This is a genomic window from Kitasatospora sp. NPDC004615, assembly GCF_042873545.1.
Taxonomy (GTDB): Bacteria; Actinomycetota; Actinomycetes; order Streptomycetales; family Streptomycetaceae; genus Kitasatospora.
Map to the genome: position 1 here is coordinate 131998 of NZ_JBIALQ010000008.1, position 15436 is coordinate 147433.

At 73.2% G+C, this 15436-nt stretch carries 10 protein-coding genes; 5 read left to right on the plus strand and 5 right to left on the minus strand.

Translation table 11 applies throughout. The features are described 5' to 3' along the window. Nucleotides 1-17: 17 nt before the first annotated feature. From ACFYS8_RS26790 to ACFYS8_RS26805, 4 genes are all read right to left on the minus strand, one after another. The gene (locus ACFYS8_RS26790; protein WP_387645350.1) at nucleotides 18-3296 is read right to left on the minus strand and encodes an error-prone DNA polymerase; all 3279 of its coding nucleotides are present in this window, start codon (nucleotides 3294-3296) and stop codon (nucleotides 18-20) included. A gap of 6 nt (nucleotides 3297-3302) precedes the next feature. Beyond that, a complete protein-coding gene (locus tag ACFYS8_RS26795; protein ID WP_387645353.1) occupies nucleotides 3303-5111 on the minus strand; it encodes a hypothetical protein in 1809 nt (602 codons plus the stop codon). A gap of 592 nt (nucleotides 5112-5703) precedes the next feature. Then, nucleotides 5704-6489: a hypothetical protein gene (locus ACFYS8_RS26800; protein WP_387645354.1), complete on the minus strand. Its 786-nt coding sequence runs from the start codon at nucleotides 6487-6489 to the stop codon at nucleotides 5704-5706. Between the two features lie 163 nt (nucleotides 6490-6652). After that, nucleotides 6653-7291, minus strand: a complete 639-nt coding sequence (locus ACFYS8_RS26805; RefSeq protein ID WP_387645357.1) for an alpha-ketoglutarate-dependent dioxygenase AlkB — start codon at nucleotides 7289-7291, stop codon at nucleotides 6653-6655. A gap of 115 nt (nucleotides 7292-7406) precedes the next feature. Between ACFYS8_RS26805 and ACFYS8_RS26810 the strand changes: the two genes are divergently transcribed. Together ACFYS8_RS26810 and ACFYS8_RS26815 are read left to right on the plus strand one after the other, a co-directional pair. Next, entirely contained in the window at nucleotides 7407-9005 is a 1599-nt protein-coding gene (locus ACFYS8_RS26810; protein WP_387645359.1) for a multicopper oxidase family protein, read from the plus strand. A 102-nt stretch (nucleotides 9006-9107) separates the two neighbouring features. Continuing rightward, nucleotides 9108-9554, plus strand: a complete 447-nt coding sequence (locus tag ACFYS8_RS26815) for an NUDIX domain-containing protein (protein ID WP_387645362.1) — start codon at nucleotides 9108-9110, stop codon at nucleotides 9552-9554. 9 nt (nucleotides 9555-9563) lie between these two features. On the opposite strand, the gene ACFYS8_RS26820 is transcribed toward ACFYS8_RS26815, so the two are convergent. Then, nucleotides 9564-10292: an SDR family oxidoreductase gene (locus ACFYS8_RS26820; RefSeq protein ID WP_387645364.1), complete on the minus strand. Its 729-nt coding sequence runs from the start codon at nucleotides 10290-10292 to the stop codon at nucleotides 9564-9566. Nucleotides 10293-10340: 48 nt separating this feature from the next. On the opposite strand from ACFYS8_RS26820, the gene ACFYS8_RS26825 reads away from it, so the two are divergent. From ACFYS8_RS26825 to ACFYS8_RS26835, 3 genes are all read left to right on the plus strand, one after another. Continuing rightward, nucleotides 10341-10808, plus strand: a complete 468-nt coding sequence (locus tag ACFYS8_RS26825; protein WP_387645367.1) for a hypothetical protein — start codon at nucleotides 10341-10343, stop codon at nucleotides 10806-10808. Between the two features lie 204 nt (nucleotides 10809-11012). Next, nucleotides 11013-13415: an ATP-binding cassette domain-containing protein gene (locus ACFYS8_RS26830; protein WP_387645369.1), complete on the plus strand. Its 2403-nt coding sequence runs from the start codon at nucleotides 11013-11015 to the stop codon at nucleotides 13413-13415. 100 nt (nucleotides 13416-13515) lie between these two features. After that, nucleotides 13516-15429 (plus strand): hypothetical protein, encoded by a 1914-nt coding sequence (locus ACFYS8_RS26835; RefSeq protein ID WP_387645372.1) that lies wholly within the window; start codon nucleotides 13516-13518, stop codon nucleotides 15427-15429. Nucleotides 15430-15436 lie beyond the last annotated feature (7 nt).

The window sequence follows — 15436 nt, forward strand, 5'->3', positions numbered from 1 at the left end:
CAACCGCCGCCGACTCGTCAAATACCGAGCCGCAGCGGCGAGATGCGGGTGGCGATCAGGTTGGTCGCGCCGTGGGTGCGTTCGATGGTGCCGTGGATGAGCAGGCCGGCGCGTTCCAGGACGGTGCGGCGGTGGGCCTCCCAGACGGGGCGGTTGCAGATGACGTTGATCAGGCCGGTCTCGTCCTCCAGGCTGAGGAAGAGGACGCCGCCGGCGGTGGGCGGGCGTTGGCGGTGGGTGACCAGGGCGCCGATGACGACGGGGGTGCCGGGTGGGACGTGCTGGAGCTGGGCGGCGGTGACGGCGCCGGAGCGGTGCAGGGCTTCGCGCAGGTGTTGGACGGGGTGGCTGGTGGCGGAGCTGCCGGTGGCCCAGAGGTCGGCGATGGTCTCCTCGACGGGGGTCATCGCGGGCAGCGGCGGGGCGTCGGCGCCGGGGAGGGTGCCGGGCAGTGAGTCGGGGTCGGTGGCGGCGTACAGGCCGGCCGACCAGAGGGCCTGGCGGCGGCCGAGGCCGAAGCAGGAGAACGCGCCGGCGGTGGCGAGGGCCTCCATGACGGTGCGGGGCAGGGCGGTGCGGCGGGCGAAGTCCTCCAGGTCGGTGTAGGGGCGCCCGGCGGCGATGGTCTCGGCCTGGGCCTGGCCGAGGCCGCGTACCGAGGTGAGGCCGAGCCGGATCGCGGCCTGCGGGGTCTCGGCGGTGAGGGGGTGCCGGTAGGAGGGGTGGAAGGGGGGTTCGAGGGTGGGGCCGGGGTCGCTGACCGCGACGTCCACGGCGCGCACCCGGACGCCGTGGCGGCGGACGTCGGTGATCAGGCTGAGCGGGGAGTAGAAGCCCATCGGCTGGTTGGCGAGCAGTGCGCAGGTGAACGCCGCCGGGTGGTGGTACTTGAGCCAGGCGCTGGCCCACACCAGGTAGGCGAAGCTGATCGCGTGCGACTCGGGGAAGCCGTAGCTGGAGAAGGCCTCGATCTTGGTGTAGACGTCCTCGGCGGTCTCGGCCGGGATCCCGCGTTCGGCCATGCCTTCCAGCAGGCGGGTGCGCAGCACGGCGACGCGTTCCAGGGAGCGTTTGGCGCCCATCGCCTGCCGGAGCCGGTCGGCCTCGTCGGGGGTGAATCCGGCGCAGTCGATGGCGAGTTGCATCATCTGTTCCTGGAACAGCGGGACGCCGAGGGTCTTGGCGAGGGCGCGTTCCATGCTGGGGTGCGGGATGTCGACGGGTTCGACGCCGTCGCGGCGGCGCAGGTACGGGTGGACGGAGCCGCCCTGGATCGGGCCGGGGCGGATGAGCGCGACCTCGACCACCAGGTCGTAGAAGTGCTTGGGCTTGAGCCGGGGCAGGGTGGCCATCTGGGCACGCGACTCGACCTGGAACACGCCGACGGTGTCGGCCCGGCAGAGCATCTCGTAGACCTTGGGGTCGTGTTGGGGGATGGTGGCGAGGTCGAGCCGTTCGCCGTAGTGCTGTTCGATCAGGTCGCAGGCGTCGTGCAGGGCGGCGAGCATGCCGAGGCCGAGCAGGTCGATCTTGACGAGTCCGGCGCCGGCGGTGGAGTCCTTGTCCCATTGCAGGACGGAGCGGCCGGGCATCCGGGCCCATTCGGTGGGGCAGATCTCGCCGACGGGTTCCCGGGTGAGCACCATTCCGCCGGAGTGGATGCCCAAGTGTCTTGGCAGGCCGTGGAGTTGACTGCCGAGGTCGAGGACGTCGGCGGGGATGACGGCGTCGTCCTGGACGGTGCCGTGGAACTCCACCTGCCGGGTGAAGGCGTCCACCTGCTCGGACGGGTAGCCGAGCGCCCGGGCGGCGTCGCGCAGCGCGAGCCGGGGCCGGTAGGTGATGACGTTGGCGACCTGGGCGGCGTGGGCGCGGCCGTAGCGCCCGTACACGTACTGGATGACTTCCTCGCGGCGGCGGTTCTCGATGTCGAGGTCGATGTCGGGCGGCCCGTCGCGGGCCACGCTGAGGAATCGTTCGAACAGCAGGCCGTAGGCGATGGGGTCGACGGCGGTGATGCCGAGGGCGTAGCAGACGGCGGAGTTGGCGGCGGAGCCGCGGCCCTGGCACCAGATGTTCTCGCGGCGGCAGAAGTCGACGATGTCATGGACGATCAGGAAGTACCCGGCGAGGTCGCGGGTCTCGATCACGTCGAGTTCGCGGGCGAGTTGGCGGCGGGCCGGGTCGTTGTCGGGTCCGAAGCGCCGCGGTCCGGCCTCGGCGACCAGGGCGCGCAGGTGGCTGCTCTCGGTGTGGCCGTCGGGGACGGGGTAGCCGGGCAGTTGCGGGTCGAGGGTGGAGAAGTCGAAGGCGCAGGCCCGGGCGAGGTCGACGGTGGCCTGCTGGACGCCGGGGAACCTCCGCAGCCGGTTCGCCATCTCGCGGCCGGAGCGCAGGTGTGCGGTGCCGGCGGCCATGGTGTACGGGGCGGCCTGTTCCAGGGTGCGGCGTTCGTGCAGGGCGGCCAGGGTCTGGGCGAGCCGTCCCTGGGCGGGTGCGGCGTGGTGGACGTTGTTGGTGGCGATCAGCGGCAGCGCGGTGCGGGCGGCGAGAGCGGCGAGGCGGTCGTTGCGCAGGTCGTCGCCGGGCATTCGGTGGTCGGTCAGTTCGACGTACACGTTGCCCGGCCCGAACACCTCTTCCAGGGAACGGAGTTGGCGTTCGGCTTCCTCTTCACCGGCGGTCTCCAGGGCGTGCCGGACCCGGCCGCGTCGGCAGCCGGAGAGCACCGCCCAGTGGCCGTGGTGGGCGTCGGCGAGTTCCTCGAACGCGTAGCGCGGGTTGTTCTTGGCGCCGCCGCGCAGCTGGGCGGCGCTGATCGCGGCGGACAGCCGCCGGTAGCCCTCCGGGTCGCGGGCCAGCACCAGCAGGTGGTCGTCCGGGCCGAGGGTGAGTTCGGCGCCGAACACGGTGCGGATGCCGGTGCCCTTGGCGGCCTCGGCCAGCCGGACCGCCCCGTAGAACCCGTCGTGGTCGGTGATCGCCACTGTCTCGATGCCCAACGCGACTGCCTCGTCGAGCAGTTGCTCTGGGTCGCTGGCGCCGTCGAGGAAGCTGAACGCCGAGTGGACGTGCAGTTCGGCCCACGGGACGGCGTCCTTCGGCGGCGCGGGCCGGGGGCGTTCGGGCTCCTCGCGGGTATGCGGGACAGCGGTGGCCGCGCCGGACATCCGGCGTTGCAGCTCCGTCCAGGGGAGCGAGGGGTGGCTGGTGAATCCCATCGCGGGTGGTGCTCCGGTCTCGGGGTGGTCGGTGCGGGCGCTCCCCCTTCGGCGCTCGATCTGATGGTCCGTCAACTTCGTTCAGTCGTATGCTCCCTCGACGTACCAGCGGCCGCCCTCCACGGTGAGCAGCAGGGCGCGGCCGCCCTCCACCGCGACCTGGAACCTGGCCCGGCGGCGGGCGGTGCGCGGGTCCCACCAGCGTTCGACGGCCGGCCACGGGCCGGTCCAGCCGAGCACTTCGAGGGTGCGGCCGTGCAGTTCGACCCGGTCCGGCGGGGCGGACACCTCCGCGCGGCCGTCCACCGCGACGGGCTGCCCGTCGCGGTCCAGCACCAGCACCGAAACCGGGTCGGGCGGCACCACGGACGGCGACGGGTCGGTGAGCCGGCCCGGCCAGGGGCCGTCCGCTCTGTCGTTCCGGCGGAGTTCGGCCTCGTCCCACGGCAGTCGCGCCTGCTGCTCGCCGGGGGCCCGGCCTCCCTCGGGGGCGCCGCGCCGTAGCCCCGCGTAGCCCAACAGCGACTGCACCCGGGCCACCGCCCGCTCCACCCGGTCCTCCGCGACCGCCTCGCCCCACAGCGCCAACTGCCGTCCCTGGTCCGGGAACAGGCCGTCCGGGACGAGGCGCAGCGCGGTGAACGCGCCGTCCGCATCGGTGAACGTGCCGGTGGACTGCCAGGCGTTCAACTGCCAGCGGATCCGCTCGGCGAGGGCCGCCGCCGTCAGCCGCCCTTCGTGCTGCCACAGCCGGGCGACGGTGCGGCCGCCCTCGCAGGACACCTCGACCGCCACCCGCTGGCAGGCCAGTCCGACCTCGGCCAGCCGGGCGTGCAGGCGCTCCGCGAGGGTGCGGCCGACGAACACCAGGGGCTCCGCCAACTCCTCCGGCGGATCGAAGAGTTGCTCGACCGCGAGGTCCAGGCCCTGGTCCTTGGGCGCCAGCGGGCGCGGGTCCAGCCCGCGGGCCTGCCGGTGCGCGGCGCTCCCGGTCGGGCCGAACCGGTTCGCCACCACGTCCGCCGCCAGCTCCCCGAACGCCCCCACCGTCTCCACGCCCAGCCGGTGCAGCAGTTCCGCCAGCTCCGGCTCGCCCAGCGTCGACACCGGGTACGGCGCGAGGAACTCCGGCGTCCGCCCCGCCGGCACCAGCAGCTCGGCGCGGGCCGCCAGCACGGCGGCGAACAGGCCGTCGGCGACACCGAGCAGCCCTCGCGGGGGTTCGGGCGACGGTTCCGGCTCGGGCTCGGGGGTCGGCGCGGGCTCCGGCTTCGGTTCCGGCTTCGGTTCCGGCTTCGGTTCCGGCTTCGGTTCCGGATGGGCGGGGGCCACCAGGGCGAGCGGGGTGGGGGCGTGCGGCGGGGCGGGCTCGGCGGAGCCGCCGTCGATCACGGTGAGCGGGGGTCGTCCGGCGGCCTCCTGCTCGGCGAACACCTCGTCCACCCACGCCGGTTCGGTCTCCTCGGTCAGCTCGTCGGTGGGCTCCTCCGGCGCGGCGACCGGCCAGGTCTCGGCCAGGACGGTGGCGACCGCGTCCCGGATCCCGGCCGTGAGCGCCTCCTCACCGCCGAAGTACCGGGCCGGGCCCTTCACCGGAATCGCGCACAGCCCCGGCCGGAGCACCTCCACCCGCGGCGTGAACGCCTCCACCGCCGCGACCACCGGCTCGAACCGGCGCGCCTCCGCCTCCTCGTCCCGCTCCCGCAGCCGCAACTCCGGGCAGAACCGCTGCGCCAACCGCAACGGCTGCCCACGACGGACCCCCGCCGCCCGGGCCGCGTCCGAGGACGCCAGCACCCGGCCGCCCTCCACCACCGCCACCGCCCCCGCATCCCCACCCACCGGCGCGGTCGCCACCAGCGGCCAGTCCGGACACCACACCACCAGCACCCGTTGCCCCGCCGGCCCCCACCCCGCGCCCCCGTCCCCCGCCCGGGCGGTACCCCACAACGGCCCGCCGCCACCACGGCTCACGGACGACGCCGGCTTACGAATCGGATTGGGGTGCTTCATGGTTGGTCACTCGGAGGGGTTCGGGGGGAGAAGGGGGGACGGGATCGGCAGACGCTCAGGGACACCTCCCGAGCCGAGAGGCCGCCGCGGTGGCGACGGCAGGCCGGAACGGCGAGAACGCCGTCGCCGACCCACTCGAACAACCGGGCAACTGGGCAACTGGGCAACTCGGCCGGGGCGGGAGGCCGCGACGGGAACCGCGGGCCGGGGCCGGAAGCGCGTGTGCGCAGCGGAGAGCCGGGGCGGCGGGGTGGTGTCGGTGACCTGCTCGGACAGCACTTCGACGTGACGACCGCCCCGACCGCCCCGACCGCCCACGGCGAATCCGTCCGCCCCCGGCATCCGACGAAAACGCCGGCGCCGCAGGCCGCCATCGCCGCAACCGAACGGCGACGGCGCAGGCGACGGGGACCCCACAGTTGCCGGGCGGGGCGAAGGCCGTTGGCGTGGAGCCGAAGGGACACACATCTCAGACCGCCTCCAGGGCGGGCCGGGTGAGGGCCGGTTCGGCGGGGGCGAAGGCGCGGGCGGCGCCCGTCGCGTCGGGGAGCCAGAGGTGGGCGGTGCGGGGGCGGGCGGCGGTGCCGCGGCCCTCGGCGACGGCTTCGACCTGGCGGCCGGTGAGTTGGCCGTGGCCGTCGCCGAGGCCGAACCAGCGGCCAGTGCGGATGCTGAGGCGCTGGGTGGCGCCGGGCCAGGGGCCGGCGACCAGCAGGGCGCAGCGGGTGCGGCGCAGGACGGCGGTGAGGCGGGCGGCGAGGGTGGGGGCGACCGGGCCGGTGGGGCGCAGCAGGATCAGGCCGACGGCGCCGGCGAGGGCGGCAACCACGTCGGGCCAGTGCGGGCCGGGGTGGTCGGCGAGCAGCAGGCGGCGCAGGTCGTAGCCGTAGCCGGCGGCGGCGGACAGGCCGAGTTCGGGGAGTCCGACGGCGGCGGCCCAGGCGGTGTCGCCGGTCTGTTCGGTGAAGGCGCCGGCGCCGAGGGCGAGCAGCAGTCCGGTGTCGCCGGTGACGGAGACGGCGGTGCCGGGGCGCAGTCCGCCGCCGGGAAGCAGCGGGGCGAGTGCGGGGAGGACGGGCAGCAGTTCGGGTTCGGCGACGGTCGGCAGTGGCGGGGCGGGGGCGATGCCGGGCCGCAGCGGGACGACGACCGTTCGATCGCGTTCGAGTGTCCGGGCAGGGTCGGCCGTCCCGGCGGGGGCAAAGTGGGCGAAAGCGCCCGTCCCGGACGGGTCGATCGATTCTGGTTCGAACATGTGCACGACTCCAGCATCGAACACTCGTTCGCAAATATTCAAGTCCGGGAATCTGACTGACCTGCAGAAACACCCGCGCGACGACCCTCGGTGACCGTTCGCGCCAGAGTTCGGCCGAGTCCCGCCGCGTTCGCGCCAGAGTTCGGCCGAGTCCCGCCGAGATTCAGCGGACGCCGCGCGGGCGGAACTGGATGCTGATCCGGGGGCCGACCGCGCCGGCGCTCTTCGGGATGGCGTGTTCCCAGGTGCGCTGACAGGAGCCGCCCATCACCAGCAGGTCGCCGTGGCCGAGCGAGCGGCGCACCGTCGGGCCGCCGCCGGCCAGCGGGCGCAGCAGCAGGGGGCGGGCCTGGCCGATCGAGAGGATGGCGACCATGGTGTCCTCGCGGTCGCCGCGGCCGATCCGGTCGCCGTGCCAGGCGACGCTGTCCCGGCCGTCGCGGTAGAGGCAGAGTCCGGCGGTGGCGAACGGTTCGCCGAGTTCCGCCCGGTAGTGGGCGCCGAGCGCGTCCCGGGCCTCGGTCAGGACGGGGTCGGGCAGCATGGCGCCCTCGGGGTAGAAGGCCAGCAGCCGGGGGACGTCCACCACTCGTTCGTACATTTCGCGCCGTTCCGCCCGCCAGGGCACCCCGTCCACCAGCCGTTCGAACAGCACGTCGGCGCCGTTCAGCCAGCCGGGCAGCACGTCGATCCACGCCCCGTGGCCCAGTACCGTCCGTTCGATTCCGGCGAGCGGGCCGAGCGCGGGTTCCGCCTCCGGGCCGCCGGTGTCGAACAGCGAACCCTGCAGCTGGTACGTCATGCTGCCAGCGTACGCCCCGTTCGAACATTCGTACGATATTCGGGAAAGTGGGACCTTTGACCGATCCGGTGCGCCGTCGGAGCGATTTTGACCGTTTGACCTAAATTGCCCGTTTATGGCAGAGAATCGCTGGATCAGCCGACGCCTGGTCCTCAAAGCCGTTGCCGGCCTCGCCGCGGCATCCAACGGGATCCTGACCGCACAGCGCGCGACGGCGGCGGCACCGGCGCGCTTCCCGCAGCCGGAAGCGACGGCCCCGGGGACCGGCTCGGCGCCGCGGCTCGTCCAACAGACCCTGGACGTCCGCTTCACGGACATCGAAGTGCCGGGCTACGGCCAGGTCACCACCCGCACCTACAACGGAACGATCCCCGGGCCGACCCTGCGCGTGCGCGGCGGCGACACCCTGCGGCTGACGCACATCAACGGCCTGCCGCCCAACCGGCCCTTCCACGGCGACCACAACACGCCGCACCGCACCAACAGCTTCAACCTGCACACCCACGGGATGCACGTCTCCCCGTCCGGGCACGCCGACAACATCCAGCGCGAGTTCGCGCCGCGCACCGCCACCGGAGTGGCCTACGGCCTTCCCGAGCCGCGGTACACAACCACCATCCACATCCCGGCCGACCACCCCGCCGGCACCTACTGGTACCACCCCCACCTGCACGGATCCACCGCCGAACAGATCGTCGGAGGAATGGCCGGGGTGATCATCGTCGAGGGCGACATCGACGAGGTGCCGGAGATCGAGGCGGCCGACGACATCGTCGTCTGCATCAACGAGCTCAAGTTCGAGGACGGCGAAGTCCCCGCCTTCACCTCGGGCGGCTGGGTGAACGACGTCCCGTCCACCTTCGCCGTCAACGGCACGGTCAACCCCACCCTCACCCTGCGCCCGGGCGAGGTCCAGCGCTGGCGGCTGGTCGCCGCGACCGCCTTCACCGCCCTGCGCCTGCGGATCGCCGGGGAGTGCGAGGACCTGACGATGCACCAGATCGCGCAGGACGGCATCAGCTTCGCCAGGCCCGTCGCCCTGCCGCAGGTGAACCTGGCGATGGGCAACCGCGCCGACGTCCTGGTCCGGGGCGGCCGGCCCGGCCGGTACGAGCTGCGGGCCGAAGGGGTGCCCGACCCGCTGATGACGATCGAGGTCGCGGACGAGCCCGTCGAACCGCCGATGGACCTGCCGGACTCACTGCCGCCCGGCCGGCCGTTCCTCGACGAGAGGGACATCGTCAACCCCGACGCCGACCGCGAAGTGGTCCTCCACGTCGACCCGCAGGTCTTCCCCGGCGCGTTCCCCAATGCCTACCGCATGCTCGGCAGCAACGCCACGCCCCCCGACGACCCCGACGGCGACCTCACCCGCGACCCCGCCTACGGCCGCTTCGACCCCGACTACGTCAACCACACCCTGCGCCTGGGCGACATCGAACGCTGGACCGTCCGCACCGACGAGACCCTGCCGTCCCACGGCCACCCCTTCCACCTGCACACCAACCAGTTCCTCGTCACCCACCGCAACGGCGAACGCCTCGACCCCCCGGTCTGGCACGACACCGTCGGCCTGGCCGGCGGCACCCCCGGAGCGTCCGTCACCTTCCTGGTCAGATACGCCGACTTCACCGGCCACGCCGTCGCCCACTGCCACCAGCTCCACCACGAGGACCTCGGCATGATGCAGACCGTCCACTACGTCGAGGAGTGAGCCCCTGGGCCAGTTGAGATTTGGCGCCCTGGGGGTGGGGTGCGGCATGGTGGGCCGATCGCGCGGACGGCGCGGTCGGCCCGACCGATGGAGGGGTGAACCGTGAAGAAGATCGCCGCCAAGCTGTGGCGGATCATCCGGGGCCCGATGCAGTGGCGCGTTCTGTGGCTATGGCACTCGAAGTTCATGGTCGGGGTCACCGGCATCGTCCGCGACGACGAAGGCCGAGTACTCCTGCTGAAGCACCGGATGTGGCCGGAGGGCCGGCAGTGGGGGCTGCCGAGCGGCTACGCGAACACGAACGAGAGCTTCGAGGACACCGTCGTACGCGAAGTCCGGGAGGAGACCGGACTGACCGTGAAGACCGGCGAACTGGCGTATCTGCGAAGCGGGTTCAAGCTGCGCATCGAAGTCGCCTACGAGGCCCGGTACGTCAGCGGCCGGATCGAGGTGGACCCGTTCGAGATCCTGGAGGCCCGGTGGTTCGCACCGGACGACCTCCCCGAAGGGACGCAGGACCTGCACCGGCAGCTGATCGGCCGTCGGTGACCCCCGGCGCTACAGCTGTTCGAACCGGAAGGTGCGGATGAAGCAGTCGCGGGGCTGGGAGATGGCGAACAGGACGCAGTCCGTGACGGACTGGGTGGTGAGGGGGTCGGTGGCGGTGCGGGGGGTGGTGTCCCAGGTGGGGGCGAGGGGGTCGGCGTCGTCGAAGTCCGGGGGGTAGAGCGCGATCACCCGGATGTTCTCGGGGCGCAGGCGGGCGGAGAGTACGTCGGAGAAGCCGGACTGGGCGGCCTTCGCCGCGTAGTAGGCCGGGTGGGAGTCGGAGCGGTGGTTGCGCAGTTCGCCGACCGAGGAGACCAGGTTCACCACGTCTGCGGCGGCCGAGGCGCGCAGCAGCGGCAGCAGGTGACGGGTGACCAGGACGGTGCCGGTGGCTCCGGAGGCGATGGTGTCGACGATCGCGTCGTCGTCGGCGCCCAGCAGGTCGGCGCCGTGCAGGTAGCGGGCCCCGTTGTTGACCAGTACGTCGACCCGGTCGGTACGGGACGCGACCTCGGCGGCGAAGGCCCGCACCGAGGCGGGGTCGGACAGGTTGCAGGCCAGGCCCTCCGCCTGCGCGCCGCTGTCGGCGGTGATCTCGTCGGCCGTCCGCCGGGCCGCGTCCAGCCCGCGTGCCGAGACCAGGACCCGCGCGCCCAGCCGCCCGGCCCGAATGGCGAGTGCCCGGCCGGTGCCGCGGCCCGCGCCGGTGATGACCATGGTGCGTCCGGTGAGATCCATGAACCGACCCTTCGTCTGCTTCCCAGTGCTGAGGGAAGAATAGGACTGTTGATCGAGGAGGACGAAGTGGCCGGGTGGGGTGTGACACTCGCGGTGGGGTGCGAGTGCGGGGCCGAGGCGCGGCAGGACGTCGGGCAGGCGCTGCGGGGCGGAGAACTGTGCTGGGACGCGGAGTTGTACTGCCGCGCCTGCGGGGCGGGGTCGTGCCTCGGGTTCGGCACCGGCGAGGCGCCGCCCTGGGTGCGCGACCCGCTGATCGCCCAACATGGCACGGTGCGGCTGCGGTTGACCGATCCGGCGACGGGGCGGGTCGCGGTGCTGCGGACGGTGCGCGAGGCGTGGGGGCTGGAGCTGCCTCAAGCCCGGGAGCTGGCAGAGCAGTTGGCGGGGGACGGGCTGGCCGGGACGCTCCCCGAGGCCGCCTGGCTGCGCGAGCGGCTGGCCGCGCGCGGGGTGCCGGCCGAGGTCGCGACCGGCACCGGGACGGCGCTCAGCCCTTGGGGCGGCCGGCGGTGACCCGGGCGGCGAGGGTGTCGTCGGGGCCCCCGTCCGCCCGATGGTCCGCATGCGCATGGCTGCCCCTCCCCCGTGGTTCGGCCAGCCGCTCTACCCACGCGCGCCGACAACGGTTCGGACACCTCCCCGCTCCCCGCCCGGCCGGGTGGTTGGATCGGGGCGGCGGTGTCGCCACGGGCGCCGCCGGACGGAGGGACGAGGACGATGAGCGGCACCGAGCGGGCGGACCATCAGCACCTGGCCGACAGCCACGATCTGATCCGGGTGCACGGGGCGCGGGTGAACAACCTGAAGGACGTCAGCGTCGAACTGCCCAAGCGCAGGCTGACGGTGTTCACCGGGGTGTCCGGTTCGGGCAAGAGTTCGCTGGTGTTCGGCACCGTCGCGGCGGAGTCGCAGCGGCTGATCAACGAGACGTACAGCGCGTTCGTGCAGGGGTTCATGCCGACGCTGTCCCGCCCCGAGGTGGATGTGCTGGACGGCCTGACCACCGCGATCATCGTGGACCAGCAGCGGATGGGCGCCGACCCCCGCTCGACCGTCGGCACCGCGACGGATGCCAACGCGATGCTGCGCATCCTGTTCAGCCGGCTCGGCGACCCGTTCATCGGCCCGCCGCCGGCGTTCTCCTTCAACGTGCCGACGGTGCACGGCTCCGGCGCGATCACGGTGGAGCGCGGCGAGGGCTCGAAGGCGGAGAAGCGGACGTACTCGCGGGCGGGCGGGATGTGCCCGCGCTGCGAGGGGCGGGGCAGCGTCTCGGACATCGACCTGGGGCAGCTGTACGACGAGGCGCTGTCGCTGAACGAGGGCGCGCTGACCATCCCCGGGTACAAGCCGGGCGGCTGGAACTACCGGCTGTACACCGAGTCCGGGCTGATCGACCCGGACAAGCCGATCCGCAGGTACACCGAGAAGGAGCTGCACGACTTCCTGTACCTGGAGCCGACCAGGATGAAGATCGCGGGCATCAACATGACCTACGAGGGTCTGGTGCTGCGGATCCAGAAGTCGATGCTCAGCAAGGACCGGGCCGCTCTCCAGCCGCACATCCGCAGCTTCGTGGACCGCGCCGTCGCCTTCACCCGCTGCCCCGACTGCGAGGGCACCCGGCTGAGCGCGGCCGCCCGGTCCTCGAAGATCGAGGGCCGCTCGATCGCCGACGCGTGCGCCATGCAGATCAGCGATCTCGCCGACTGGGTACGGGAGTTGGACGAGCCCTCGGTGGGCCCGCTGCTGGCCTCGCTGCGGCAGGTGCTGGACTCGTTCACCGAGATCGGCCTCGGCTACCTCTCGCTGGACCGCCCGGCCGGCACGCTCTCCGGCGGCGAGGCGCAGCGGGTGAAGATGATCCGGCACCTCGGGTCCTCGCTGACCGACGTCACGTACGTCTTCGACGAGCCGACCACCGGCCTGCACCCGCACGACATCCAGCGGATGAACGACCTGCTGCTGCGGCTGCGCGACAAGGGCAACACGGTGCTGGTGGTGGAGCACAAGCCGGAGACCATCGCGATCGCCGACCATGTGGTGGACCTCGGCCCGGGCGCGGGTTCGGCGGGCGGCACGGTCTGCTTCGAGGGCAGCGTGCACGGGCTGCGCACCAGCGACACCATCACCGGCCGGCACTTCGACGACCGGGCCGCCCTCAAGCCCGAAGTCCGCACCTCCACCGGCGTGTTGGAGATCCGCGGCGCGAGCGCGCACAACCTGCGCGAGGTGGACGTCGACGTGCCGCTGGGCGTGCTGACGGTGGTCACCGGCGTGGCGGGCTCCGGAAAGAGCTCGCTGGTGCACGGCTCGCTGGTCAGCGGCGCGGCGCTGAAGGGCGGCGCACCCGAGGGCGTGGTGGCGATCGACCAGAGCCCGATCCGCGGCTCGCGGCGCTCGAACCCCGCCACCTACTCCGGCCTGCTGGAGCCGATCCGCAAGGCCTTCGCCAAGGCGAACGGCGTGAAGCCGGCCCTGTTCAGCCCCAACTCCGAAGGCGCGTGCCCGACTTGCAACGGCGCCGGGGTGGTGTACACCGACCTGGCGATGATGGCCGGAGTGGCCACCGTCTGCGAAGAGTGCGAGGGCAAGCGCTTCCAGGCCGCGGTACTGGACTACCACCTCGGCGGCCGGAACATCGCCGAGGTCCTGGCCCTGTCGGTCGACGAAGCCGAATCCTTCTTCTCCACCGGCGAGGCCCGCACCCCCGCCGCGCACACCGTCCTGAAGCGCCTCTCCGACGTCGGCCTCGGCTACCTGACACTCGGCCAGCCGCTCACCACCCTCTCCGGCGGCGAACGCCAGCGCCTGAAGCTGGCCGCGCAGATGGCCGAGAAGGGCGGCATCTACGTCCTGGACGAGCCCACCGCCGGCCTGCACCTCGCCGACGTCGAACAACTCCTCGGCCTGCTCGACCGGTTGGTCGACTCCGGCAAGTCCGTCATCGTCGTCGAACACCACCAGGCCGTCATGGCCCACGCCGACTGGATCATCGACCTCGGCCCCGGCGCCGGCCACGACGGCGGCCGCATCGTCTTCCAGGGCACCCCCGCCGCCCTGATCGCCGACCGCACCACCCTCACCGGCCGCCACCTCGCGGAGTACGTGGGCGCCTGACGGCCGGGGACAGGTGGGCGCCTGACGGCCGGGAATTCGCGCGACACGGCGTCCGGCGGACCAGCAGAATGACGGCCGGGTTCGACGGAGAGGACGGGAATTGGGGCTGTCGCTGGACGCGCTGGACGCCGTGGAGTGGGCCGGGCTGGAGACCGCGAGCCGGTCCGATCCGGTGGAGACCGTGCCCCGGACGCTGCGCCGGCTGGCGCAGGCGGGTGCGGCGGCCACGGAGGAGGACTGCCGGCCGCTGTACTGCCTGCGCCCGCAGCCGCCGCGTCAACTCCCGTCCGCCGCACCGGTCGCCGCGCCGTTCCTGCTCGCGCTGGCGCTCGACCCGGATCTGGGCGCCCGGCCTGCCCTGGTCGAACTGCTGTGCCACATACTGGAGTTGCCAGGCCTGCTTGCGCAGCACCGCGCGTCCGCCCGGTCGCTGCTCGCCGACCCCGACCCGGTGGTCCGGCGGGTGGCGGCCCCGCTGGCGCCCGACTGCGGAGTGCTGCTGGAGCGCTGGCGGGCAGAACCGGAGCGCATGGTGCGGGTCGCCCTGCTGCGCGCCCTCGAAGAGCGCCCGGACGCCGAGGATGCGCCCGCCGTCCTGGCGGAGGCCCTGGCCGGCGAGGACCCGGCGCTGTACGTCGCCGCCGTGCTGGCCGGTGCCGTCGCCGACCCCGACCTGCCGGTCCGGCACTTCGAGCGCCTGATCGCCGTCCTGTCCGATCCGGCGCTGCGCCCGCGCTTCGCGGACCTCTGGTACCTCCCGGACGTCGAGGAGCCGTGCGAACGCGAACACCTGCTCTGGTGGGTGTTCCGGCTGTTCGCGCACCGCCCCGACCTGGAAAGCGCCTACCCGGTGCGCCTGTTGGCCGCCGCCGAGCAGAACGGCGACCTCGGCCTCTGCCAGGAGGCGTTGGACCTGGCCTGGTCACTGCTCACCCGGCGCCGCTGTACAGCTCCCGAACTGCCCACGGCCGTCGGCCCGTTGCTCGACCACCCCTCCCCCGCCGTCCGCCTGCGCGCCGCCAATCTGCTGGCCGGCCTCGGCCCCGCCGCCACCCCCTGGGCGGACCGGCTGACCGCGCTGCTGGACGACGACAACACCGACCCGCGCCTGGACGGGACGGTCGGTGAACTCGCGCGCTGGGCGCTGCTCCGCACCGGCGATCCGCGCGGACTGCCCGGCCTGGCCGCACAGTTGCTCGCGCAGGAAGAGGAGGGGGGTCGCTGCTACGTCACTGCCGCGCCGCACCGCCCCGACGTCGCCGACGTGCTGGCACCGCTGCGGGCCCACGCGGACACCCTGCTGCCCGAGGTGTGCGAGGTGCTGCGCCGGACGGCCGAGTCGGCCTTCGCCGCCCGAGGCTTCCTCACGGCCCTGACTGCCTGGGGCCCCGACGCCGCCCCCGTCCTGCCGGAGCTGCCACCGCTGCTCGACCACCCGTACACGGCGTACTGGGCGCAGTCCCTGCTCGCGGCGATCGGCCCGGCCGCCGCACCGCTCGCCCGCACCCGCGCCCTGACCGACCTCCAACTGCACTGGCACCCGGACCTGATCGCCGACGACCGACCGACCGCGCTACGCCTGATCGGCGAGGCCGTACTGAACGCCGTCCCCCCGCTGTACGGCCCGATCGACCGACTCGCCGAGTTCGGCCCCGCCGCCGCCGCGTACACCGACCACCTGCACCACCTCATGGCCACCGCCGAACCCCGGACCCGCGCCGCCGCCGCAGCCGCCCTCTGGTCGATCACCGCCCGACCCGAACCCTGCCTCGACCTGCTGGCCGGCCACATCCTCGCGACCGCCGACGGCGACGACCAGTACGGCCTGCTCGCCCAGGCCCTGCGCACCCTGATCCGGATGAACACGATCACCTCCGCCATCCGCACCGCCCTGCTGACCATCCACCGGACGGATCACCGTCTCTCCCACGAACAGGGCTGCACCGCCATCCTCCGGGACGAAGAGCTCCGCGCCTTGATCGACCGGGCCCTCGCCTGCCCCGACGCCACCTGACGAGGAG